General features: G+C 44.8%; 23 protein-coding genes. 19 read left to right on the top strand and 4 right to left on the bottom strand.

Translation table 11 applies throughout. From position 1 onward, the window contains the following. Positions 1–113 precede the first annotated feature (113 nt). Positions 114–1,097 (top strand): LysR family transcriptional regulator, encoded by a 984-nt coding sequence (locus MJ923_RS02000; RefSeq protein ID WP_240589692.1) that lies wholly within the window; start codon positions 114–116, stop codon positions 1,095–1,097. Between the two features lie 220 nt (positions 1,098–1,317). After that, the gene (locus MJ923_RS02005) at positions 1,318–1,920 is read left to right on the top strand and encodes an acetate uptake transporter (protein WP_240589693.1); all 603 of its coding nucleotides are present in this window, start codon (positions 1,318–1,320) and stop codon (positions 1,918–1,920) included. Positions 1,921–2,001: 81 nt separating this feature from the next. Here the strand turns inward: MJ923_RS02005 and MJ923_RS02010 are convergent, their stop codons facing one another. Beyond that, positions 2,002–2,148 (bottom strand): hypothetical protein, encoded by a 147-nt coding sequence (locus MJ923_RS02010; protein WP_240589694.1) that lies wholly within the window; start codon positions 2,146–2,148, stop codon positions 2,002–2,004. Positions 2,149–2,565: 417 nt separating this feature from the next. On the opposite strand from MJ923_RS02010, the gene MJ923_RS02015 reads away from it, so the two are divergent. Further along, positions 2,566–2,799 (top strand): DUF4156 domain-containing protein, encoded by a 234-nt coding sequence (locus MJ923_RS02015; protein ID WP_240589695.1) that lies wholly within the window; start codon positions 2,566–2,568, stop codon positions 2,797–2,799. A 138-nt stretch (positions 2,800–2,937) separates the two neighbouring features. Here MJ923_RS02015 and MJ923_RS02020 read toward each other — a convergent pair whose 3' ends face one another. The 3 genes from MJ923_RS02020 to MJ923_RS02030 form a co-directional block, all read right to left on the bottom strand. Continuing rightward, positions 2,938–3,468 carry a DUF4124 domain-containing protein gene (locus MJ923_RS02020; protein ID WP_240589696.1) on the bottom strand — a complete coding sequence of 177 codons (531 nt, stop codon included), beginning with the start codon at positions 3,466–3,468 and terminating at the stop codon, positions 2,938–2,940. An 81-nt stretch (positions 3,469–3,549) separates the two neighbouring features. After that, positions 3,550–4,998: an OmpA family protein gene (locus MJ923_RS02025; RefSeq protein WP_240589697.1), complete on the bottom strand. Its 1,449-nt coding sequence runs from the start codon at positions 4,996–4,998 to the stop codon at positions 3,550–3,552. A gap of 34 nt (positions 4,999–5,032) precedes the next feature. Further along, the gene (locus tag MJ923_RS02030; RefSeq protein WP_240589698.1) at positions 5,033–6,478 is read right to left on the bottom strand and encodes an OmpA family protein; all 1,446 of its coding nucleotides are present in this window, start codon (positions 6,476–6,478) and stop codon (positions 5,033–5,035) included. Between the two features lie 136 nt (positions 6,479–6,614). On the opposite strand from MJ923_RS02030, the gene MJ923_RS02035 reads away from it, so the two are divergent. From MJ923_RS02035 to MJ923_RS02110, 16 genes are all read left to right on the top strand, one after another. Beyond that, the gene (locus MJ923_RS02035; RefSeq protein WP_240589699.1) at positions 6,615–7,226 is read left to right on the top strand and encodes a response regulator transcription factor; all 612 of its coding nucleotides are present in this window, start codon (positions 6,615–6,617) and stop codon (positions 7,224–7,226) included. A gap of 126 nt (positions 7,227–7,352) precedes the next feature. Further along, on the top strand, positions 7,353–7,625 hold the full coding sequence (locus MJ923_RS02040) for a Flp family type IVb pilin (protein ID WP_240589700.1): 273 nt from the start codon (positions 7,353–7,355) through the stop codon (positions 7,623–7,625). A 66-nt stretch (positions 7,626–7,691) separates the two neighbouring features. Next, a complete protein-coding gene (locus MJ923_RS02045; RefSeq protein WP_240589701.1) occupies positions 7,692–7,994 on the top strand; it encodes a Flp family type IVb pilin in 303 nt (100 codons plus the stop codon). Positions 7,995–8,029: 35 nt separating this feature from the next. After that, positions 8,030–9,403 carry a pilus assembly protein TadG-related protein gene (locus tag MJ923_RS02050; RefSeq protein WP_240589702.1) on the top strand — a complete coding sequence of 458 codons (1,374 nt, stop codon included), beginning with the start codon at positions 8,030–8,032 and terminating at the stop codon, positions 9,401–9,403. A gap of 15 nt (positions 9,404–9,418) precedes the next feature. Then, positions 9,419–10,309, top strand: coding sequence for a hypothetical protein (locus MJ923_RS02055; protein ID WP_240589703.1), 891 nt, complete (start codon positions 9,419–9,421; stop codon positions 10,307–10,309). After that, entirely contained in the window at positions 10,309–10,980 is a 672-nt protein-coding gene (locus tag MJ923_RS02060) for a hypothetical protein (protein ID WP_240589704.1), read from the top strand. The genes MJ923_RS02055 and MJ923_RS02060 overlap by 1 nt, the downstream gene beginning before the upstream one ends. Before the next feature lie 209 nt (positions 10,981–11,189). Next, positions 11,190–12,086, top strand: coding sequence for a Flp pilus assembly protein CpaB (gene cpaB, locus MJ923_RS02065; RefSeq protein WP_240589705.1), 897 nt, complete (start codon positions 11,190–11,192; stop codon positions 12,084–12,086). After that, on the top strand, positions 12,083–13,393 hold the full coding sequence (locus MJ923_RS02070) for a type II and III secretion system protein family protein (RefSeq protein WP_240589706.1): 1,311 nt from the start codon (positions 12,083–12,085) through the stop codon (positions 13,391–13,393). The genes cpaB and MJ923_RS02070 overlap by 4 nt, the downstream gene beginning before the upstream one ends. Positions 13,394–13,401: 8 nt before the next feature. Further along, a complete protein-coding gene (locus MJ923_RS02075) occupies positions 13,402–15,147 on the top strand; it encodes a TadA family conjugal transfer-associated ATPase (RefSeq protein WP_240589707.1) in 1,746 nt (581 codons plus the stop codon). Further along, positions 15,140–15,991: a type II secretion system F family protein gene (locus MJ923_RS02080; protein ID WP_240589708.1), complete on the top strand. Its 852-nt coding sequence runs from the start codon at positions 15,140–15,142 to the stop codon at positions 15,989–15,991. The genes MJ923_RS02075 and MJ923_RS02080 overlap by 8 nt, the downstream gene beginning before the upstream one ends. An 8-nt stretch (positions 15,992–15,999) precedes the next feature. Further along, positions 16,000–16,863 carry a type II secretion system F family protein gene (locus MJ923_RS02085; RefSeq protein WP_240589709.1) on the top strand — a complete coding sequence of 288 codons (864 nt, stop codon included), beginning with the start codon at positions 16,000–16,002 and terminating at the stop codon, positions 16,861–16,863. Position 16,864: 1 nt separating this feature from the next. Beyond that, positions 16,865–17,200, top strand: coding sequence for a DUF192 domain-containing protein (locus MJ923_RS02090; protein WP_240589710.1), 336 nt, complete (start codon positions 16,865–16,867; stop codon positions 17,198–17,200). After that, positions 17,197–17,682: a tetratricopeptide repeat protein gene (locus MJ923_RS02095; RefSeq protein ID WP_240589711.1), complete on the top strand. Its 486-nt coding sequence runs from the start codon at positions 17,197–17,199 to the stop codon at positions 17,680–17,682. The genes MJ923_RS02090 and MJ923_RS02095 overlap by 4 nt, the downstream gene beginning before the upstream one ends. Then, the gene (locus MJ923_RS02100; protein WP_240589712.1) at positions 17,679–18,359 is read left to right on the top strand and encodes a pilus assembly protein; all 681 of its coding nucleotides are present in this window, start codon (positions 17,679–17,681) and stop codon (positions 18,357–18,359) included. The genes MJ923_RS02095 and MJ923_RS02100 overlap by 4 nt, the downstream gene beginning before the upstream one ends. A 16-nt stretch (positions 18,360–18,375) precedes the next feature. After that, complete coding sequence (locus MJ923_RS02105) at positions 18,376–22,365, top strand: IPT/TIG domain-containing protein (protein ID WP_240589713.1); 3,990 nt, start codon at positions 18,376–18,378, stop codon at positions 22,363–22,365. A gap of 73 nt (positions 22,366–22,438) precedes the next feature. Next, positions 22,439–22,888 (top strand): ketosteroid isomerase family protein, encoded by a 450-nt coding sequence (locus tag MJ923_RS02110; RefSeq protein ID WP_240589714.1) that lies wholly within the window; start codon positions 22,439–22,441, stop codon positions 22,886–22,888. Positions 22,889–22,910 lie beyond the last annotated feature (22 nt).

Genomic DNA, 22,910 nt, shown 5'->3' on the forward strand with positions numbered 1-22,910 from the left:
GCCACAGCTTGCATGGCTTGGTAAAAGACTCAGGTTCAGCGGATGGCGATTCTGCCTTGAATTGGTTATATTGAAAAATAAATTTTAAGTCATTCAGGTATAGATAGATATCTATGATCAATCCCCGGCTCAAACACCTCAGCATGCGGTTATTGGAGGTTTTCATTACCGTGGTGCGCCTTGGCAAGGTGTCGGCAGCGGCGCGCAGTTTGCACCTTACTCAGCCAACAGTGTCGTTGCAGCTGAAAAAAATGGCAGAGCTGGTGGGTGAGCCACTGCTTGAGAGCCGCGATGGCAACATGGTGCCCACCGAAGTGGGCGCAGAAGTGTACCGAGCTGCTTGCGATGTGTTGTCGCGGCTTGACGATCTGGACAGCTTCCTTGGCGGGATCCGTGAAGGCAGCTCCGGCCATATCCGCATTGGGCTGGTGACCACCGCCAAGTATGTAATGCCGCGTATTCTGGGGCCCTTTTATCGCCGTTTCCCCGGGGTGCAGGTCACCCTGAGCATTGGCAACCGCGCCCATGTGCTGAATCGTTTTGAGCAGCAGGAAGACGATTTGTACCTCTTCAGCCACCCACCGGCCGGTGAACGTGTGTTGGCGTCCCGGATCATTTCCAATCCGCTTAGATTGATTGCACCGGCGGATCATTGGGCCGTGGGGCAAAAAGGTTTGAGTTTTGATGCCCTTAAGACAGAGCGCTTTATTATGCGAGAGCCGGGCTCGGCGACCCGGATGATGTTTGAAAGCTGGCTCAGTGCCCGAGGGATTGAGCTCAGTGACACCATGCAAATCGAGAGCAATGAAGCGATTCGTCTCAGTGTGGCTTCGGGGCTGGGGCTGTCGGTCATTTCGGCCCACACCCTCAGCGAAGGGGACATGGGGCCGAAGAAACCCACGGTGCTGGACGTGGCGGATTTTCCCCTGCGCAGCAACTGGTATCTGGTGGCACGGCGCGATAAGCGTTTGCCCCAGAGTGCGCTGCGGCTTATCCGTTTTATGGCCGAAAATCTGGGGGACTGTATCGACCCCAGATACGTGGCTGGTGATATAGGTAATTTGGCGTCGGTATTTGGCAAGGCTCCCAAGCGATAGCGCCAGCCACATGAATTCAAAGGCATAAATACAATTGTATTTAACTTGTTGAAATTATGTGACTTGAGATAGATCAATGCCACTGCTTTCTGCAATTGTGTTTTGCTTGCCCCTCCTCTAGAATGCGCCGCCCTCCAAGCCTTCCCAGCTTGGAGCAGGCACAGCAGATCCCGACCGTTGGCATCAGTTTGCCGGCGGTTATTTAATTCAGGAGTTAACTATGTCCACCCCTCTGGCCAACCCCGCCCCCCTCGGGCTGATGGGCTTTGGCATGACCACCATTTTGCTCAATATCCACAATGCCGGTTTCTTTCCCATCGATGCCATGATCTTGGCCATGGGGATTTTTTACGGCGGTTTGGGGCAGGTGATCGTTGGCATTATGTGCTTTATGCGTGGTGACACCTTTGGCACCACAGCCTTTACCTCGTACGGCCTGTTCTGGCTGACCCTGGTTGGGCTGATTTTGATGCCAAACGCCGGTGTGGCGGCGAGTCCAGCGTCCTTTATGGGCTGGTATCTGGCTCTGTGGGGCGTGTTCACCGGCTTTATGTTTATCGGTTCGCTGCGCTACGCCCGCATCAAACAGTTCATTTTCGGCTCGCTGACGGTACTCTTTTTCCTGCTGGCGGCCCGCGACTTCACCGGCAGTGAACTGATTGGCACCATAGCCGCGTGGGAAGGCATTATCTGCGGCGCATCAGCCATTTACTTTGCTATGGCGCAGGTGATTAACGGTGAGTATGGCCGCACTGTGCTGCCAATTGGTGAACGCAAAGTCAAGACGCCAGTGGTCGCCGTGAGCGAAGCCAAAGCGGCCTGACAGATAAATGTGACTCAACAGTGAAACGCCCCGACTTCTCGGGGCGTTTTTGTGTCTTACCGCATCTACGGCATGGTGATATTAGAAGCCGTTATTTGTCAGCCACTCAATCAGCGCCGCCACATCTTCTGCAAACAGTCGCTCTGAAAACGACTCGTCAATCAATACCATGTCAAAAAGCAGCAGATTTCTGCTGAGCTCAATGACGGTATAGGCACCTCTTTTCACAGTGACCGAATGCCGAAAAAAAAGTGTTTCTGGTGTAAGTTTATCGACCGCTTTTGTTCTAGGGCCTGCTTTAATTCACACAATAGCGGTCTGGTTACGTTTACCGACTTACTAAGCTTGTGATTCCACTTGTGGCCAAAACGCATTTGGTAGCGGCCCTTGGCGTATTCAGAAAGGGTAAATTCCAAGCCGGTCTCCGGCCTGACTTGCAGTTGGATTTGTATGATGCTCACAGGCCCTCATGTTCGAGTCATTTGATTGATTTGGAAAGAAGATAAGCTTAAAGCCTGGATTTGCAATGTTTCTGTTATCAATTCTGACTACGTTGCATCGCTCATCTTGGGGCCAAACCTGAGCTGACTCGCAGAGTGGGGATGTGAGGCAGTTGGTCAGGGTCTGTGCCCTGGAGGCAAAGCCGTGACTATGCTGACACGCTGCCTCCTGCTTGGCGGGGCATTGATGACCTTGAGCGGGTGTATTATTTTTCCCACTGACGATTCAAATCAGGTTAAGGTGTTGTGGCACAATCCGACGGCGCTGGCGCAGTGCCGACATTTTGGCTTTGTTATCGGCTCTCAGGGGCATTTTTACGATTACAGGCTGTACGCAGACAGCGACATGCTTTGGGGCACCCTCAATGAAATAGGATAAAGGGGGCCGCCATGGGCGGCGATACCCTGTATCAGCCGTTTGGCTTTATTGGCTCGGTGACCCTGTTTGGTAATGCCTACCAATGCGAAACCGGTGATTCCAACGGTGGTTGATGGCACGTTTCTGTCCGTTGTCGACTCATGATCCTGTGCGAGTCATGGTACCTAAGTAGTCTTTGTCAAAACTAACATACTCGATTAGGTCGTGGCTGATGGCTGCGATCCTGCGGTCATACACTTTAACCTCGGTACTGGTTTTGCGCTTGCCGTAGTCTGAGGGGGTGGTACTGTGCAGCTTAATCAACAGCTGATTACCGTTCAGTGTCCAGTTGCCGTGCATCTCTACCTTTACCCCGTTGATACTGGTGCTGCCCATATAACTGCCATCACCGCCGAAGTATTCGTCCACGTCTATGTCGGAGTTATCAGTCCAGCGACCGATAATCTGGCTCTTACTGACCTTGACCTTGTTGCTGAGAGTACTGACCTCTTCGTTGTCGGCATTCTTGCCTTTTTTGGGCTTCACCTCTTCGGCCGTATCAGATTGTGGCCGGTCGCCAAAGTGAACCTTGCCGTCTTTATCGACCCACTTGTAGACGTTTTCTGCCAATGCTGGCTGGGCGAGGCTCAGACCTAATATCAGTCCGAGCAAAGTGATCTCTAATCTCATGGTCTATTTCCCTATGTAACCAGCGGGCGATCTTCGCAGCTGATGGCAGTACAATGCAATCGGCTGCGAAGCTTTAATGGGCTATTTTTTATCAGAACGCAGTACCAGTTCCACCCGGCGATTTTGGCTCTGACCTGCCTCGTTGGCGTTGCTGGCAACGGGGCTGAATTCGCCCATGCCATGCGCTTCGAGCTGCGCAGGCTGGATCTGATAGTCCTTCACCAGGGCGTTAACCACGGCTGCTGCTCGTCGCTCTGACAGGCTGCGGTTGTAAGCTTTGTCACCCTTGTCGTCTGTGTGACCCACCACATAAAAATACAGTGCCGGATGTTGCTTGAGGTAACTTGCCAGCACTTCCATAACCGGTTTGGACTCTGGCAGCATGCGGTCGCTGTCGTAGTCGAACAGCAGGCCTTCCAGGGTTGCCTTGCCGGTTTGGCTGATGGCATCGGTGAGGGCTTCGAGATTAATGCCAATCCGGTCGTCCTTAAGGCCCGTTTCTTCAATTACCCTGAGCTCGTTCCACAGTGCCCCGGAGAAGCCAAGGGTGTAGCTGGACACTGTGATGTCGCCTTCGGGGCGACTGAGGCGATACAGACCGTAGAACTGGCTCTCGTCGGTGCCATTGGAGACTAAGGGCTTTAGCGCATAGTAGAGCGAATCCTTTCTGCCACAGCCCTTGCCTTCGCAGCTGAAAACCTCCTGAAAACCGAGCTTTTTCAATGCGGCCACATAGTTGGCATTGACTTCAAACTCCGAGTAAGTGCGTGGCAGGCTGTAAGCGATTTGGGTCAGTTTGCCTTCCCGTGCCTCGGTCACGGCTTTGTTTTCGTTAAAACCTGTGAGTACCAGCGATTTGGCGTAGCCCTGTTGGGTGTATTCAAAAATATAGGCGCCGGGGAGGCGCTTCATCAATGGATGGTCGGCGCTGTTGCGGGCATCTTTTTTACTGTTGTCCGCCATGGCAATTTCAGTGGGCTGAGCGCTAAGCAGTGCCCCGTTTATCTGCACCAGATCCAATGGCTCGGGCGTCTCTTCCAACACATCGATTTGAATGTCGGTGCCGTTATGCCAATTGGCAGCGTAAAGCCCCACATAGATGGCGCCATTTGGGCGACTGAGCTTGGCTGACAGGTAGTTTGGCTGGTATTTGCTGACCGAAAACAGCGGCGCAATCATGCGCTTGAACTTTTCATCGTTGCCGCAGGCCTCATTGGCACATTCAAACAGGATCTCGGCGCCCTGCTTTTGCAGCTCGGCCTTATAGTTGTTGATAAGGTGCTGTGGCTCGTAGCTGCGTGGCAGCTCAAAGCTGGTGCGGCTAAGCACGCCGCCCACTTCGGTAAACCCAAATCCCTTGCCATCACCATCGGTGATAAGCCTGAAGGGGATGTAGTGGCGCAGCTCTTTTTTCGTCGATTGTACATCGGGCGGCGAGGTAAAAAGTTCAGCCGCATCGGTTGCCATAACCGGCGTAGCGCCAAGGCCCATCAGCAGGCCAAAGGCGAGGGAGTATCCAAGGGTACGCATCCTTTTATATCCTTAGTATTATTTTGATTTACAATTACTTTTTATCAGAGCGGAGCACCAGTTCCACCCGCCGGTTCAGCCGCTGACCGGCTTCGTTGGCATTGCTGGCAACGGGGCTGAATTCGCCGTTGCCATGGGCGGTTAATTGGCTGGCGGGGATCTGGTATTGCTCGGTGAGCTGCTTTATCACGGCTATCGCGCGGCGCTGTGACAGGCTCTGGTTGTAGCTGCTGTCGCCCTTATCATCGGTGTGGCCGACCACGTAAAAATCCAGCTTCGGATGTTGCTTAAGGTAGCTTGCCAGTACTTCCAATACGCCCCTGGACTCGGGTAGCATTTGCTCACTGTCGTAATCGAACAGCAGGCCTTCCAGGGTTGCCTTGCCGGATTGGGTAATGGCCTTGGTAAGGGCGTCAAGGTCAATGGCAACCCTGTCTTCTTTCAGTGCCGAGAGCTCCATTACACGCACAGTGGTGTCGGCTGGCGTGCCATCGTAGTAGCCCTGGGCATAGATATCGAAATACAGATCACCGCCAGGATGGCTTAGTTTAAATAGCTGATAGTCCTGCCATTCATCGGTTTTAACATCCTGATATAACCCCATCGCCTCTATGAGTTCTGCGTCGTCACCACAGGTATTACCCTTGCAATGGAACACAGGCTCTGCCCCTAATTTTTTGGCTGCGGCGGCGTAGTTACTGCTTATTTCAAACAGCGAGTATTCCTCAGGCATCCGATAACGGATCTCGGTGAGTTTGGCATCGAGTGGTTGGGTTTGATATCCGGCTGCAGAAATACCCACAATCACAGGGACTTGGGTAAAATTGGTTTGCTTATAGCGGCTGATGTAACTGCCTGGCATGCGGCCAAGCAACGGATGATCGGCCGAGTCCTTTCTATCTTCACTGCGTCTGTCTTTTATCTCCACGTCTTTTGGAGCCTGCTGTAAAAACGCCTGATTTGCCTCAATCAGACCCAGCGGCTCGGGCATGCCCTCGAGGGTAGCAAGCTGCACCCTGGTGTAACTGCCTTCACGGTGAAAGGCATAAATGATGCTGTAAACATCCCCGTTGACACCTTTGAGCTTTGCCGCCACGTAGGCGCCGGGATAACTGGTGTCTACGCTTATCCTGGGTGCCAACCGATCCCTTAGGGCGTAGGGCTCGCCGCAGGCTTGCTGCTGGCATTGAAACACGATTTCGGCGTTTAGTTTTTTGAGCTGAGCCAAATAGTTATTGATAACCAGCTCCAGCGTATAGCTGTCTGGCAGCTCAAAACTCTGTTGGGTAAGTTTGCCTGACACCGGCAAAACCGAGAGCTTGTCACCATCAACCGCAGTAATGACATCGAGTGGCGTAAAATGTATGTGTTTTTCTGCGGGATATTTGGCATCCGGGAAGGTGCTGAACAGTGCATCGGCAGAAGCATTGAAGGCAGTCGCTGCTAAAAATATCGTACTCAATAAAGTATTTTGTCCCATAAAAAATCCTTTTCAGCGGGCGAATCTTACTTTAGCGTATTAATTAAGAGAGCAGGATGATACGACAAAACAATTAAAATGTCCGCCTCTTGTAGTCGTAGTACCCAGTAGTAATTTTACCCCTGAGAAACGCAATATGGATATACAAACCCGTGCCAGCATTCACTTGGAAGGCGAGGGCTTCGACTTATTACCTGAGTTGAAACAACTTTACCTTGCAAATGGTGGGTGTTTACGAAAGGCGCTGCTAAACACGGACGAGCAACACATAGACCGTGTTGTTTTTGTGGATTGCTGCCAAAAACCGCCTACATCCAACTCTCTAAGTCGTAAGCCCTTTCTTGCGTATATCGCTATTGTCGACCAAGCAGATCTACAACTGGAAATTGAGCTGTTACGGGCGGGATTTTTTGGGCTGGTGCTTGTTGAAAGCCCTTTGGTCCTTCAGCTTTCGGCGATTGATAGCATAACTAGAGGAGAAATGTGCTTCTCTAGGAAGGCGCTTTCTAAGTTTGTTGAAGAAATTACAGGGGGTGTAGGAGTAGAAAGCAGGAATTGGGTAGGTAATGTAGATTTAGATCTAACCGTTAAAGAACGGCAAGTAGTTGATTATGTATTTCAAGGCTTAGGTAATCAACAAATAGCTGATAAATTAGCTATTTCTCAGAATACGGTAAAAATGCATTTACAGAATATTTATCGTAAAAACAATTTGAAAGGACGTGTTCATCTACTCTCGTCATTCTAAAGGGCTAGCTATCGTGGGTGTAGTTTTCGCATTTTGACCTGCCTCTACGGGTAATAGAGTTTGTAAGCGGGATTGTGTGATAATCCCGCTGAATATTTGTTCTATTTCTGTGTCAAGGAGTGATTCATGAAAAAACGTAAGATAATGGGTATGGCAGCAACAGAGTATGTTTTGGTGCTGGCCTTGGTGGCGATAGCTGCAATTGGTGTTTATAGCTTCTTTGGAAAGACGCTCAGAAACCAAGTAGCAGGTTTGGCTTCTGAGCTTTCAGGACAGGATGCTCAGCAAAACATCCAAAATGCCAAGTCTGCAGCAGATAACGGGGAAACTGTTGCAAATAAAGATTACAATCTGGGGAACTATAACGAGGGTGCCAATAAGGCTGCCTCTGGCCAGTAATACCGGATTAAAGAGCTCCTTTATAACCTTATTATAGGGGGCTCTAATTAGGTTCAAGGATTGAATATGAATAAGCAGCAAGGTCTATCAAGTGTAGAATATGTGTTAGTTCTGGCACTGGTTGCTATAGCAGCAATTGGAACATTCAGCTTTCTTGGAAAGACATTAAGGAACCAAGTAGCTGGTATTTCCAGTGAACTATCGGGGCAAGATGCCCAAGGAAATATTGCTAATGCTAAAAGTGCGGCAGGCAGTGCTAAAACTGTCGCCAACAAGGATTACAATTTAGGGAACTATAACGAAGGAGCTAACAAAGCTGCCGGTGGGACATCCGGTGGTGGCGGTGGCGGTGGTCCAGTTGTAGATTAAATCCCTAAGGCCAACGAGCTTTAGGAGACGCAGGGATGTTGAAAACTCGTCAACGTGGACAGGCAATGATCCTGTCCGTCATTTTGCTAGGGTTTGCTGTGATGGCGATGTTGTTTGGCTTTAATGCTTCACAGCTAAACCACCAAGGCACCAAGCTTCAATACACGGCTGATAATGCAGCATATTCTTTGGCGGCCATAGCCGCTCGCGACTTGAACTTTAAGGCTTACACAAACAGAGCTGCTGTTGCAAATCAAGTTGCGGTTGCACAAATGGTTGGTCTGTCTGCTTGGTTTAATATGACCGAGACCTTCACCGATAATGCATGTGATTTACTTTGCTGGGTTCCTTATCTTGGGCAAGCAATTAACGCCGTAGCCAATGTAACGCGTACAGTTAATCAAGGTGCACAACCATTTTTTGAGGTGGTTATAGATCTTGAGAATGTGGTGCTGAAACTAATTAGCGGTGCTCAGTATGCGGTAAACTATGCGGGTTTTGTTGGAGGGATCGATACAGCTAGGAAAATTGTAGAGGTCAATGACCCTGATGCTCGATTAGATCTAATGCAGAACCCATTGATGATAAACGATGTAAAAAGCATCTGGATGGATTTTCAAAAGCGATTTAGTCGTGAAGATAGCGATGATGGCACTCAATACCAAGACTTCCTTGCGGTGACAGGGGCATCAAGAGACAACTTTTCAAAGGGTAGCAACTATAAACTCGGATTTCCCTGGTCATTAAGGCTTTGGCCAATACGCTGGGCAACCAAAAAGGCCGGAGGGAGTGATCTTATTTCGAATGGTTCGAGTGAAGCAGAAACTTGGACTTCAGCGCATACACTTGGGATCCATCTTGAACGTTGGAGTTGCAAGAGATTTAGATGTAAGTGGAGAGGGGGAGAAATACCTGTTGGATGGGGAGGAACTCGATCTGACGAAAGAACAAGTCTAAGCGATGTAAACTCAAACAATGTTTGGGGACGGAGTCGAGCTACAAACTCTAGAGCGACCTACTTAGCAGCTTACAATGAAGAAACTCGTGGGGATTATGATGGCATACAGCCATTTTATGCTTTGGATAATAAAGGTGATGGAAAGAGTGAAACTGACAACATAGCGATCGTGATTTCGAAATCGCAAGGTTATGTCAGAACGTCTGCTAGATTAAGCGTTGGTCACACGAATACAAATCCGGCACTCAATGAGAAGATGCTTGGGGATAGGATGTCTGCAATGGCATCTGCAAGTGTGTTTTATTCCAGACCAAATGATCTATCTAGTTGGCTTCGAAGGGATAAAAAAACAGAGTACGGCAACTTATACAATCCCTTCTGGCAACCTCATTTAACTGATGACTCGGGCGTAGATCGACGTTGGGTATATTTTCTTACCAACGTGATCTGAGTAATGAGGGTACGGATGAAACGTCAAAAAGGTCAGGCAATGACAGAAACTGCAATAGCGCTGGCGTTTGTTATATTGCCATTGATTTTGCTTATACCATTTCTGCATAAAATATCTGAAGTTAGAAATCGTACGTCTCAAGCTGCCCAATATGCAGCATGGGAAAGAACTGTATGGCGTGCTGACAGGCCAGAACAATTTCCTAGTGGATCATTTCATTTTGCCAGTAAGTCGGAAATGTCCATTCACAATGAATTACCCTGGAGATTCTTTTCCAAAAATGGGGAAGCATTAAGAAGTAATTACTCTGACGACTGGAGTTGGGAAAATAAAGTAAATCCTTTATTAAAGCATAATCTAGAACGCGATAAAGCCCCTATTACGATTATCAAATCTGTAGGAGATTCTGCAAAAGATAAAGAACCACAGGATCGCCTAATAGCATCTATTATCGGGAAAAAGGCTCCTGGACTCTGGGAGTCAGGAGTTGGTACTGCAAGAAACATGCTTTCCTATACAGGTTTCTCACTGGATAGAAATCGCTTTTACGAGGCTAAGGTTTCGGCAACTATGGAGAAGTTTAAACTGTTCCCATTGTCTGATTCAACTCAAGAAGACCCAATGCAAATATTGGATCTCAATTTAGTTGGAAGCAGTGCGCTCTTAGCCAACTCATGGAATGCTGGTGGTCCTGTTCACGCAAAGAATTTAACGGAACGCCTAGTCTTAACCAAATATATGGATATGAAACCAGTGAGTTTATTGCAGCAGGTGCTAGGAATAATCCCCTTCGGGCGAGAGTTGAAGCCAGGAAGCTTAAGATTTGGTCATACAGATATGGAAGCCATTCCTGCTAATCGACTCTGTAACTATGGCTCACCAAATTGTGGGAATGGGGGTAAGTAGTGCGTTGGTTAATAATACCTTTTCTGTTTTTTTCCGGTGTTACTAGTGCTGATGAATGGCCTGAAATTACATTTCCCCAAAATGCGTCTGTTGACATCGTGAGCGATAACATGAATTTCATGGGACTGCCTATGCGGACTTGGGTTGTAAACTATCGAGGTGATGCGTCTGAACTTGCTAGGTTTTTTACAACTCAATGGGAAGGTAATAGTGTAAAGTTTAATGATACCATTTTAAATGGAGACGTGATTATTAATAGCTGGCAGCCACCATATCTATTGACAGCCAGAGTCAAGAGGAGATACGAATTTTCAGTTGCCTATGTCGGAGTCTCACAGAATCTTTCCTTTGACGAGTATGAAACTAATAAGTCAAATGTATTTCCTTCCCTCAATGGTACGGCAGTACTTTCTGATGTTAGCTCAATAGATCTTTTTAAACGAGGTCGAACAGTCGTTTTAATGAATGAAAGACGAGTTTCTGAAAGCTATTACTATTATAAAAACTACTTCCAGTCGAGGGGATGGACAGAGGTTGTTGGTATTCTTGAGCCTTCAGTAAATCAGGCAGTGTTAAGGTTTAACAAACAGAATAGCTTCATGGATATCAGTTTGAAGTCTGAACTAGGTAAAACTCATATAGTAGCTAACGAGATGGTAGATGGTCTATGAATAAGCATTGTTTGAAGGGGCAGTCTAGTGTTGAGTATCTTTTGGTTTGCGGAGCCTTAGTTGCGGCATTGTTAGTGCCAATAGACCACAGCTCAGGTGGCAAAAATGTAGTTGAAGTTTGCTTAGATGCTTTAAAAACATGGTATGTGGCTTTTGCTCACTCAAAGTCACAACCTCCATTACCTCTTTGAAATAAGGATGTAGAATAAATGCAGTTGAAACGCATAGACTTTAACTGGGTCTTGCTGGTTATTGCTCTTCTTTTGGGGATGATTGCCGCTTGGGCAACTAAGAACTATTTTATTGTAAAAGAACAAGAAATTAGGGCTGAGCTTTCTAATAGTAATGTACAAATGATAGACGTTGTCGTTGCTACACAAGACTTGCGAAAGGGCGATATTGTTAGTGAGTCAAACATGTCAGTTCGATCTATTCGTGAAGATGTATTGCCTTTGGATGTGATTCACCCTTCGCGTTTTAGTGAAGTGGCAGGGCAGATGTTGTTGAACGAAATGTCTCCCGGCCGCCCCTTATTGAGTACCTATTTACCTGGTTTTAAAGCGAAACAGTTTTCGGATCTATTATCTGAGGGTCAGCGAGCCGTAACTATTGATATTGACGAGGAAAACTCAACTGCTGGTATGTTAGTGCCGTCAGATGTTGTTGATTTGTACTTAAGCTACAAGGTTGGAGAGCAGGAGGCTTCAAGAGGAAAGTTAGAGCTACTAATTGAAAAGGCGCAGGTGCTTGCTACGGGGAAGAGGAGTATAGATATACATCCTGAACTCGTCGAGTCTATCTATGACAATCCCGACTCTTATAATACCGTTACTTTAGCGTTATCGGTTGAAGATGCCGTGCGTGTATCTTTAGCTAAAGGTAAAGGTAAGTTCGTCTCTTTACTCAGGAATAAGAATGAGACAATTCCAGTAAGAATAAAAGATATGTATAGCGATCAGATTTTTGGAGTGAATTCAAACAGTCAGTTTAAGCAAGTAGAGATAATTACTGGTGGCAGTGGAGCAAAAAGCTCATTCCAAGCGTATCCACTTCCTGAGAAAATCATGGCTGAACTAGCAAAGGAAAGCAATAAAGCAGCACTATGAATACTATAAAATCTATTTTTTTATTAGTGATGATTTTTCTCGCTAACAGTGTATATGCACATAATAATCAACCTGTTAGGTTATATGTGGGGGCAGTTGAACTCTACAAAGTGAAGGATGTAGAAAGAGTTGTAATTGGAAACTCAGGAATTGTAAGTGCGAAAGTAGTCGATGAGAGTAATGTTCTTCTTATTGCTGAGGGAGAAGGTCTTTCAGACATACAGTTTTGGCAAAAAAATGGTTCCATTAAAAAAATGAGTGTAGTAGTAACTGCCGATAATACACTAAGTACAATGTCAGCTCTTAAGCGAAAGCTGTCTGAGTTTAGTGCATTAGATGTCACGGAAGCAGATGGTGTAGTTATTGTCCATGGTGAGATAGACGCTTCTCATAAGGAAGTGTTGGATAAGATATTGACTGGACATGAAAATGTGTTGCCTCTTATAAAATATGTAAAGTATGGTAAGTCTATAGAGCCAATGGTTAAGATGGAAGTAAAGATAGTAGAGTTTAACAAGTCTACACTTAATAACCTTGGTGTACAGTGGGACACAGCTATTTCAGGTCCCGCTTATGGTGCTGCAAAAGCGTTTACTGCAAACCCAATATTCAGTGTTACTTCGCCAGGGCAATATGCAGACGCAATTAGTGAGGCTGTTTCCGGCTCCATTGGTGTGCTCGACACTCGTGGATGGAGCTATTTAGGCATAGTGACAGGCATTGGATCTCAAATTCAGTTGTTGGCACAAAAAGGGGATGCCCGAATGCTGGCAGAACCTAATCTTACGACTAGAAGCGGCGAATCGGCTAGCTTTTTGGCCGGTGGTGAAATTCCTATCAGAACCGTAAGTGGCGTTGGGTCAGTCGACATACAATATAAAGAGTATGGTATTAGACTCGATATTGAACCAGTTGTTGATTCTGACTCAAATATTGTTAGTAAAGTAATGGCAGAAGTAAGCTCAGTTGATCCTTCAATACAATTAGAAGGCGGAGCTCCAGGATTTCTAACACGTAGAACCGAATCTGTAATCAATGTGCAAAATAAACAGACAATGGTCATTTCTGGTTTAGTAAACAGTGAAATGTCAAAGGTGGTTCATAAATTTCCCTTTTTAGGAGATATTCCAATCCTTGGTGAGTTATTTAAATCTCGTGACTTTAAAGAAGATAAAACTGAGTTAGTAATATTTGTTACGCCCACTGTTGTATATCCAGGGGAGGAAAGTCACGAAAAGTCACTGTTGAGGGCAAGGGAAATGGTTGATGATGCATTAAAGTTGGAAGCGTTTTACATTCTGGATTAGGAGTTACCATGTTTAATGTAATCGTTAGTACAACAAAGGGGACAAAAGTCGGTGAATTTAGCTGTATTCACCGTGAATGTCATATCGGTAAAGATCCTGAGAATCTTATTGTTTTAAGAGGGATTAAGGTTGCCCGACATCATGCCACTCTTAAACGAGAGGATGCAGGTATTTTTATTGAAGACAACCGTAGCATGACTGGGATTAGAGTTAACGAACAACGTGAGCGCATATTTGGTCCCTTGCAGTTTACTGATAAAGTTCAGATTGGTGACTACTTTATACGAGTACAAGATAACAATAGGGGTTTTGAGGGGATTGGAATAAGTGAGGTTATTCCCCAATCAAATGCTGTCGATGCAGAAAATCTCGAGCAAGTGGGAGAATCTGTCGGGACGCAAGCTGACCCAGCTAGTCAGAAGACCACGGCTGAGCCTCCATCGTTCGACTTAACCTCGAGCATTGATCGAAGCCATATCAAGCTCCGTAATCACTGGCGCCGGCAAGTCCATAAAGAGTTGTTGAAACAGTTTGACCTTCGACGGGTAAATGTTAATGAGATGAGTGACGTAGAGCTTAGAGAGCAAAGTGAAGCTTTGATCCGACATATCGTCATAAACATGACGTTGCCAGAAGGAATTGATGCCGATGACCTAATTAAAGAGGTTCTTGACGAAACTATTGGACTTGGACCATTAGAGGCATTAATTGCTGATTCGGATGTCACCGAAATTATGGTGAATAGTCATGATCAGATTTTTTTTGAGAAGTCCGGCCAGTTATATTTGTCTGAGATTTCGTTTAGTGATGACCAAGCTGTTCTAGGTGCAATTGAGCGAATCGTCGCACCTATCGGTCGGCGGATCGATGAAGGCTCCCCAATGGTGGATGCGCGACTTAAAGATGGTTCAAGGGTTAATGCAGTCATACCTCCTCTCGCATTAAAAGGGCCCTGTATAACAATTCGTAAGTTTATGCAGAGGCGCTTGAGTGCAAGTGATTTAGTTGTATTTGGCTCAATGAATCAAAAAATGGCCGATTTCTTGGAAATGGCGGTTAAGCAAAAGTGCAATATCGTTATTTCCGGGGGGACTGGTTCAGGTAAGACAACTTTGTTGAACGTCCTTTCCAACTTTATCCCGGAAGATGAACGCATTATTACTGTTGAGGATGCTGCAGAGTTGCGGCTCTACCAGCCTAATTTGGTTTCCCTCGAAGCGAGACCTCCTAACCAAGAGGGTAAGGGGGCCATAGAAATACGTGACTTGGTCAAAAATTGCCTTCGAATGCGACCTGACCGAGTCGTTATTGGCGAATGCCGAGGCGGAGAAGCACTTGACATGCTTCAGGCAATGAACACCGGCCACGATGGTTCGCTTACAACTGCTCACTCGAACTCGCCCCGAGATTGTATATCGAGGCTTGAGGTTATGGTGATGATGTCAGGGATGGATTTGCCGGTACAGGCAATTCGCGAACAAATTGCGTCAGCAGTGAACATCATTGTACAGCAGTCCAGGTTTTCCGATGGCTCTCGAAGAGTAACGAGTATTTGCGAAGTAACTGGAATGGAAGGTAGTACTGTTCAACTATCCGAGATATTCAGGTTCCAGCAAACCGGCTTCGACGAGAGAGGTAAAGTATTAGGATTCTATACCGCGACAGGAACAATTCCTGAGTTTTACGAAGCTCTACGCAATAGAGGTGTTCGGGTACAACTCGATATCTTTGATAAGGAAGCTCGTCATGGCTGATGTGTTGCTTCCTATGCTTTTGGCATTCGTTTCGATGTCTTTGCTGGTGTGGTCAGTGAAGCACATTGGAGAATCACTGGCTCGTAGATATCAAGAAACCTTTACTTCATCTGCCAGAACGAATTTGGCAGATATGTTTTTGTTTATTGAGCCTAAACAATTGTTTTTCATAAATATATTGACTTTGGTCTCTGTTCCATTCTTTGGCAGGTTGCTGTTCGGATCTTGGTTTGTTGGCATTTTATTGAGCATCGCGTTGGCGGTATTACCACGATACGCCTATCGATACTTACATACCAGGAGGCGCCGTCAATTCGTGCACCAGCTGCCTGATGCACTCAATATGATTTCTGCTTCTATGCAAGCTGGTGCCAATGTCACAAATGCGATTGAATTCATGGCAGAAGAAATGGAAGCACCCATTAAGCAAGAGTTTCAACTATTTCTGCGAGAGCAGCGTTTAGGGGTGGAGTTCAATACAGCACTTGAAAATGTTTATCAGAGGATCCCGGAAAGTGAATTTCAGCTTGTGGTTGCCGGAATGCAAATTTCAAGAGATGTTGGCGGAAACTTGGCGGAGGTTTTACTCAGATTGTCCGAGACTTTGCGGAAAAAAATCGAGATGGAAGGCAAAATTACAACTTTAACCTCGCAAGGGAAAATGCAAGGCATAGTGATGACGCTATTGCCCGTGGGCATTGGGGTTACTTTGTATCATATGGAACCACAATCAATGGGCCGTATTCTTACTGAGCCAGTTGGCTGGGCCGTGATTTTTGTATCTTCACTTTTGCTTTTTGGTGGATATATCACCATCAGAAAGATTGTTTCGATCGATGTGTAGGAGGGGATATGGTTAATCTGCTGGTTGCCTTCTATGCCCTATCAATCATTTTTTTGATTGTTTCTTGTGCACGAATTTATCGTCGAGTTCCCGAAGAGCGTAGGGAATTTATGGACCCTTTAACGCCAGGTCTAAAATTGATCTGGCCTTTGGTCAATGTCGTGGCATTTTACTTCAGTGAAAAGCTAAGCGTCGATTATCTTGAGCGTATTTCAAAAAAGCTTCAGGTTTCCGGCCTATCATATCTGATGACTGCCGAGCAGTATTTTGCAATTCGTATTATTAGCACCTTGTTTTCAATATTCCTTGTCTGGCTTGGGTGCTGGATGCTAGATGCACTATCTATCAATTATTTATTAATTGGGGCGATAGTAGGTTACTTTCTGCCAATGTTAACGCTAAACGATCTTCGGAAAACTCGCCAAGAGAAAATTGTGAAAGTCTTACCGGTGTATCTTGACTATTTGACAATGGCAATCGAGGCTGGGTTAAACATGTCTGGCGCGCTAACTCAAGCTGTTGAGAGGGGGCCTGTTGGTCCTCTTAAAATTGAATTTGAGAAGGTAATACGTGACATGCGTGCGGGTATCTCACGGGCTCAAGCATTCCGAAATATGGCTGAACGGGTTCAAATTACAGAAATTAACAGTTTGGTTAGTGCCTTGGCACAAGCAGAGAGAACTGGTGCAAGTTTGGGGTATACCCTGAGAGTTCAAGCAGATCAGCGGCGTGTGGAGCGGTTTCAGCGTGCAGAGAAAAAGGCTATGGAAGCACCCATAAAACTTATGTTTCCGCTCATTATGTTTATTTTTCCAGTGACATTTCTGATCCTCTTGTTCCCTATTGTGTCCAAGTTTTTGTATGAGATGTGATATGGAAAAAATACGGTTGGTACATAAGAAAAGCGGGCAACTGATTAAGGTTTTGGTTGCAAAGAGCATGTTTCAAAAACTGCGTGGACTGCTTGGCCTTAAGCCACTTCAGGAAGGTGAAGCTATGTTAATAACCCGTTGTAGCTCTGTACATACTTGCTTTATGGGATATCCACTTGACCTTGTCTACTTAGATTCTGAGTTGAAAGTTACTAAATTGGTAAAGTCCATACATCCATGGCGAGCCAGTAGCTGCTTCCAAGCCTGCCAAGTGATGGAATTTGCCGCTGGAGAAATAGATAAGATGGCACTTTCAGTAGGAGACAGTTTTCAATGAAATACCTGAGCCAAATAATCAGCGTAACTTTGCTCGTGAGCATGTCCATGGGGTGTGCATCAACCAGCAGCCAACAGGAACATGTTGGTGATCCGCATATTATGTCGTTGCAGGCGCAGGCCGAGGCGTCCTATAAGCTGGCGAAGTTAGATCAAGCAGAAAGTCAGTATCTTCAAGTACTGCAGTCGGTTCCAAACTACGCACCAGGTTGGTTCCGATTAGGTAACATCTATACCCGTACGGGACGTCATGATGCAGCTATCGCAGCCTATCAACGTTGCGTGGAGTTAGAGCCTGAGAACCAAAAAGCCTGGTATAACATGGGGCTCGTGAGGATAAAGCAATCTACAGAAATATTGGAATCGATCGATCGTCGTGGAGATGTTAATACCCCGGTAGGCAAACAGATATCGGCACTGCTGGATGCTCTCAATAGGTTGCAACGTGAGCCGGGCTCCAGCTCGCAGGCGAGTTTGAAATGAACTTGCGATCCAGACAGCTTGGCCAAGCGATGTTTGAGTTTAACCTTGCTTTGCCGCTGCTCATTCCTTTTGTATTGCTTTCTATGATGCTGGCGGTGCAATGGGTGTTTATTTATGTCGGAAAGTCTACATTGGATGCAGCCACTATAAAGGCAGTACGAGCGGGCGCTCTGAATCATGGCAATAAGGGGGAAATGGAGAAGGCGCTCGCGGAGGGACTTATACCCCTGTATGTTCGAGATACCGATCTCCTGAGTAGTTATTCGGCACTAGCTGAGGCAAGAATCGCAGTTGCTACTTTGAGTGATCTAAAGGTTCTTAATCCAACCAAGGCTGTATTTGATCAATTTAAGTATCGGGCCAAGGTGAACAATAACAGTGTTAACGAAATACCAAATGATAATCTGATGTATCGAAGTACTGTGCAGAAAGATGTAGGTGACGGACGAAAGATTAATATTCAGGATGCGAACTTGCTACAAATTGAAGTGCGTTGGTGTCATCGCTTGGTGGTACCATTTGCCAATTATGCAATTAAGCAAATAGTCACCTCAGTTCTTTACCAACCAAGCAAAGAGCAACTTACTTGCAACGCACTTGGGTTGGCAACAGATGATGTTTATTTGGCCATGATTTCACAGGGGATGATGCGGATGCAAACCCCTTTTAGGATGTAAAGTTAAGGGAATGATGATGAACTATAGAAAATTGTCTCTGGCATTATTTATTGCCAGCGCGCTGGCAGTTACAGGCTGTAATGGTGAATTGGAACCTGATGAAGGTAGCGGCTCTGTGCCAGATTCGGGAAGTCCAACAACACCACCAGATACTGGCATTCCACCAGACTCCGGTAACCCTACTACTCCGGGTAATCAGGTTGGCACATGGGAAAATAAAGATGAGGATGGTGATGGCGTCCCTGACGAGCAGGATGACTATCCTTTTGATAAGACAAAAAGTAAGTATACAAAATTTGAAGATACCGAATTCAACAACAACCTGTCAGTAGCCACACCTATCAGCTCGGCGGTCCCGTTTACAGTGATAGGTAATGTTCAACAAAAAAATGATACCGATCTGTATAAGTTCACTTCTGAGGCAGACCAAACTATTACTGTTCTGCTGACTTCATATAATGCCGAGTTTGATCCGTACATTACTATTTTTGACAATAAAGGTGAGTCGATTCAACTGCTTCCTACAAATTACAAACCTATAGGTAGACATAAGGCCGTTGGAACATTTTCTTTAAGGTATTCCGGAGACTATTATCTTGTTGTGAATGATAAAGACCGAAATGGCGGTACTGACTTTAATTATCAAGTGAGTGTATTTACTGATTCAGACGTCGATGGAATCGACGATGCTATAGAGTCAGCGTTTGGCTTTTTACCAGGAGCACAAGATTCTGATGATGACCGGGTCTTCGATTCAAATGAATTCTACGTTTATGAATATGATGATGTATATTTACATGATGTAGATGGTGATGGTATTCCCAACTGGTTGGATGATGACTCTGATGCCGATGGTATTAAAGATAGACTTGAAGGCGTTTTCGACTTTGACTTAGACGGTGCACCGTCCTTTGCCGATTTAGATTCAGATGGTAATGGTAGCAACGACACTAGTGATGCCGGCGGGGATGTCGGAAGCCCCAAGGACTTAGACAACGACGGACTATTTGACTTCTACGATACGGATGATGATTCAGACGGATTGCTAGACGTTAATGATCTTGAACCTACCGTTAGGAATAAGCAAAAACTTCCTGGAGAGGATGGATATATCTCAATTTATGATATCTCTTATGTTCTATCTGGAGAAAGAATTGGTGAAGTAAATATTGCTGGTGAAGCTCATAGTCTTTCTGGTAATGGATTTACAGATAATGGTATGTTAGTTTTTGATATGGGGGCAGACAATCCACCTATAAATATTTCAGTGAACAATATTTCCGCAAGTGAAATATTGTTCAAACTACCTAGGCTTGCAAGAAGTGTATACTACAATTCGGCTAGCGGAAATAGATCTAATGCGCTACCTATTAATTATGTAAATCAGCGTATACCTATAGTGCAAAGCCTTCAAGGTGAATATTATCAAGTAGGCGATATTATAGAAGTAAAAGGTGTTAACTTTTTTAGCGATACCAAGGTGTTTATAGATGATCAACAAGTAGATTCTACAATCTATTCAGAGGGGAGTTTGTCCTTTGTATTACCAGATATAACTGCGAGAAAATCTAAAGTTTCATTGCTAACCTCTTACGGTAAGAGTAATGAAATGACTATTAAAATAGGGCGAAAGATTGAACTTTCTATCGATAACTTGCCGATAGATAATGTTGAATCATTTTTTGCGGTTTCTGCCTTTAGTCCTAACGGGGAAAGAGCTACTTTTACAAAAGAGAAGCTCAACTCACCTTTGGTAGTATCTCCAGGTTATGATGTTGCAATATTAATGTATTCAAACACACCGGATAGTCGTAAGCCATATTTGTTTTCAACAGTGTTTTCTGATACTAAAGATATTGATTTCACATATTTAGGTTCAGCCGTAGCCGAGGTGTTTTATTACTCGGATATGAATAAAAGATTACCTCAAGATAAGCTTCGTGAATTCCACTCTGCGGTGTCAAATTTATCAGAAGTTATAGCTCTGGCTAAATACATAACTGATCACTCTGCAAACCCAGGTTATCAAGATGACGACATTTATGATAGTATTAGAACGGATGCTGTAAACGCGGCGATAGAGTTTTCCAGAAATTTTTCCGTTAGCCAAGGACAGGCTAACGGAAAAAATAAAAAATCAATGGTAGCTGGTCGCAAAGAATTATCAGGATCTTCTGACGGATACAGCCCAGATATAGTTGTTGATTGGGATGAATATGAAGATGTTATTGACGTTTATCCGACCAAGAAATGGGACAATTTTGGAGACCTAGTTTTTGATGGCAATCTTGGTGTCGACAATGATACGGGACTTTTTTTAAGCGCTCAGTTTAATATTCTAGGTAATGAGAGTATTGCATTTCCACATATTGATTCTTGGTTTCACGCAGATATGATTGGTCCCCAGGATTGGGGGGTATTAAATCTATCGGTTACAAAAGAGGACTACAAGCAGTGTAATTATCATGACTGTATTATTGAGGTTGTAACACCCGGATTTACTGGTAACCAACCTGTCACTGACATTGCTTTAAGTGCTCAAGAACTGTTATTGCTGAGAACCTCGGTTGAACAGATCATACTACCAGCGATCGGCCTTGTTTTGGGAGATGATGATCTAATCGGTGACCGTAAATGGGTTGCTTCTTTATTAGAAGAACTTTATCCAAGTTTTAAGAAGGCAATAGAATTATCCCAACAGAAAACTCCCATAGATATTACCCAAAAGTTTCTTGATATTGTAGTAACAGATTTGCTTAACGCAAATGGTACCAGTAAACTTATTAGTATAATTGCTCAGAAACTTGGTACTGGAGATATTATTGAAGTTGTCGTAAAAAGGATAGCGCAGTACGTCGCGCCTTTGGCTGTCCCTGTTGCTGGCGAAATTGCTGTTTTTGTAAAGCTTTTACATGATCTGTTAATGCTTACAAATACGTTTAACCAAGTTGCAAATACCGCCTATGATCTTATAAATGTCCCGGGGTTAATTCGATATGAGGTCAAGTGGCCAGTATTTATTTCAGCAACCATTCCTGCTGCTATTAATAAAAAGAAACTTGATAGCGATGTGAAGCTAATTATTGAGGGAGGCGGTTTTCTACCTGTTGATGGATTTTTGGGTGAAATTTATCCAGAGGTGCAGGTTATAGATACCAAGGGGACTGAGGATGAGAGTGATGATGTCGAACTATATGATCATCCAGTTAGTATGTCTCAACTGGTTAACGATGGTAGTAAAATTGACCATGTGATGTTAGAGAGTGAAAAGTTAAAAGCTGCAACTGGTCCTCTTAGAGTGTTTGTTGAGGTTTCCGACAGTAAAGTATACAAAGATATTGAATTTTTCGATGGCATTAAGATTACCTCAGTTCATCCAGATAAAGTTTTTGTTGGAAGAGAGATACTGATTGACGGCGTAGGATTCAGCAGTTTAGCTGAGCAAAACATAGTCACATTCCAAGGCGTTTCCACCAGAATCAAAGCTAATGTTATTTCAGCAGGTGAAAGTCGGCTTAAAGTTATCGTACCTGATGGTGCGGTAACAGGTGAGCTTAAATTGACAGTAAATGGTACTCCAGCGGTAAACAGTTACCCAATAACTGTTGTCGAGAGTGGCATCACTATCAGGTTTGGTGATAATGGTAATGATCCTGACGACATTTTTACTGTATCCATTGATGGCAAGAGTTTGGTTATGCAAACAGAAGGGCAGCGAGCAATAGAGTTGAATAAAACTATTGCACCTGGTGAATATACCGTGATTATGAATGCTGATACTGTTCCCGATGCTCGTGGTACCTACTATGTTTGTTTTTCGGATAACGTCGAAGTTTTAAATGGTTCGCCGTTAACATCAAAGACACTGTTGCAAAAAACCAATGATAAGGCATCATGGACAGTCAAGGTCAGTCCGGGGCGTGGAGACGTGATATCTCAATGCTCTCAGGGTGAAATCCAGCCCAATGCGACTAGTCAGTTGTTAAGTAGCGGAATTATTGATTAAACATTTTACAGGGTCTTTTTATTCATTTTTCGTAATGCGTAAAGAGGCCTTTTTACACTTTTAGGGTAGGATTATGAAAAATTATGGTTTTTTTAGTATTTTGCTGTCGATTTTGTTTATGAATAGTTACTCGGTGATAGCAGACGAATCCGATACAGATAAACTCCGACAGCTGTGTGTCGACTATTACACCGCTGCATTGAATAACGATTTAGATGAAGTGATTAAGTTTTATCGAATGGACAAAGCGAAATATCCTGAAAAACAGTGGGAATCTGGGAAAAAGTCTATTCAGAAGCAGCTTGATAAATTGACTGCGAAAGTTGTTAAATACGGACGCCCTGAGTTAAAGGTTGGAGATGTTGACCACAACACAAGAGATAAGTCAGGAGAAAAGCGTGGATTGATCAACACTCACACAGTAAATATAGATTTAGATTTTTCACAAATTAACCGCAATTCGTTCTGTAATTTTGGCTATAGAGAAGCATCGAAAGAATGGGTGATATATAATGCGCCTTGATGCAGACGGAGTTCACAAGAGA

It is taken from the genome of Shewanella zhuhaiensis (assembly GCF_022484835.1).
In the GTDB taxonomy this organism is placed as follows: Bacteria; Pseudomonadota; Gammaproteobacteria; order Enterobacterales; family Shewanellaceae; genus Shewanella; species Shewanella khirikhana.

Bases quoted from the DNA above. Each gene is read 5' to 3' on its own strand.
- MJ923_RS02110 (WP_240589714.1), top strand. From the start codon at position 22,439: ATGAAAAATTATGGTTTTTTTAGTATTTTGCTGTCGATTTTGTTTATG.
- MJ923_RS02090 (WP_240589710.1), top strand. From the start codon at position 16,865: ATGGAAAAAATACGGTTGGTACATAAGAAAAGCGGGCAACTGATTAAG.
- MJ923_RS02035 (WP_240589699.1), top strand. From the start codon at position 6,615: ATGGATATACAAACCCGTGCCAGCATTCACTTGGAAGGCGAGGGCTTC.
- MJ923_RS02020 (WP_240589696.1), bottom strand. From the start codon at position 3,468: ATGAGATTAGAGATCACTTTGCTCGGACTGATATTAGGTCTGAGCCTC.
- MJ923_RS02105 (WP_240589713.1), top strand. From the start codon at position 18,376: ATGAACTATAGAAAATTGTCTCTGGCATTATTTATTGCCAGCGCGCTG.
- MJ923_RS02080 (WP_240589708.1), top strand. From the start codon at position 15,140: ATGGCTGATGTGTTGCTTCCTATGCTTTTGGCATTCGTTTCGATGTCT.
- MJ923_RS02040 (WP_240589700.1), top strand. From the start codon at position 7,353: ATGAAAAAACGTAAGATAATGGGTATGGCAGCAACAGAGTATGTTTTG.
- MJ923_RS02100 (WP_240589712.1), top strand. From the start codon at position 17,679: ATGAACTTGCGATCCAGACAGCTTGGCCAAGCGATGTTTGAGTTTAAC.
- MJ923_RS02085 (WP_240589709.1), top strand. From the start codon at position 16,000: ATGGTTAATCTGCTGGTTGCCTTCTATGCCCTATCAATCATTTTTTTG.
- MJ923_RS02045 (WP_240589701.1), top strand. From the start codon at position 7,692: ATGAATAAGCAGCAAGGTCTATCAAGTGTAGAATATGTGTTAGTTCTG.
- MJ923_RS02030 (WP_240589698.1), bottom strand. From the start codon at position 6,478: ATGGGACAAAATACTTTATTGAGTACGATATTTTTAGCAGCGACTGCC.
- cpaB (WP_240589705.1), top strand. From the start codon at position 11,190: ATGCAGTTGAAACGCATAGACTTTAACTGGGTCTTGCTGGTTATTGCT.
- MJ923_RS02025 (WP_240589697.1), bottom strand. From the start codon at position 4,998: ATGCGTACCCTTGGATACTCCCTCGCCTTTGGCCTGCTGATGGGCCTT.
- MJ923_RS02000 (WP_240589692.1), top strand. From the start codon at position 114: ATGATCAATCCCCGGCTCAAACACCTCAGCATGCGGTTATTGGAGGTT.
- MJ923_RS02055 (WP_240589703.1), top strand. From the start codon at position 9,419: ATGAAACGTCAAAAAGGTCAGGCAATGACAGAAACTGCAATAGCGCTG.
- MJ923_RS02005 (WP_240589693.1), top strand. From the start codon at position 1,318: ATGTCCACCCCTCTGGCCAACCCCGCCCCCCTCGGGCTGATGGGCTTT.
- MJ923_RS02070 (WP_240589706.1), top strand. From the start codon at position 12,083: ATGAATACTATAAAATCTATTTTTTTATTAGTGATGATTTTTCTCGCT.
- MJ923_RS02050 (WP_240589702.1), top strand. From the start codon at position 8,030: ATGTTGAAAACTCGTCAACGTGGACAGGCAATGATCCTGTCCGTCATT.
- MJ923_RS02075 (WP_240589707.1), top strand. From the start codon at position 13,402: ATGTTTAATGTAATCGTTAGTACAACAAAGGGGACAAAAGTCGGTGAA.
- MJ923_RS02095 (WP_240589711.1), top strand. From the start codon at position 17,197: ATGAAATACCTGAGCCAAATAATCAGCGTAACTTTGCTCGTGAGCATG.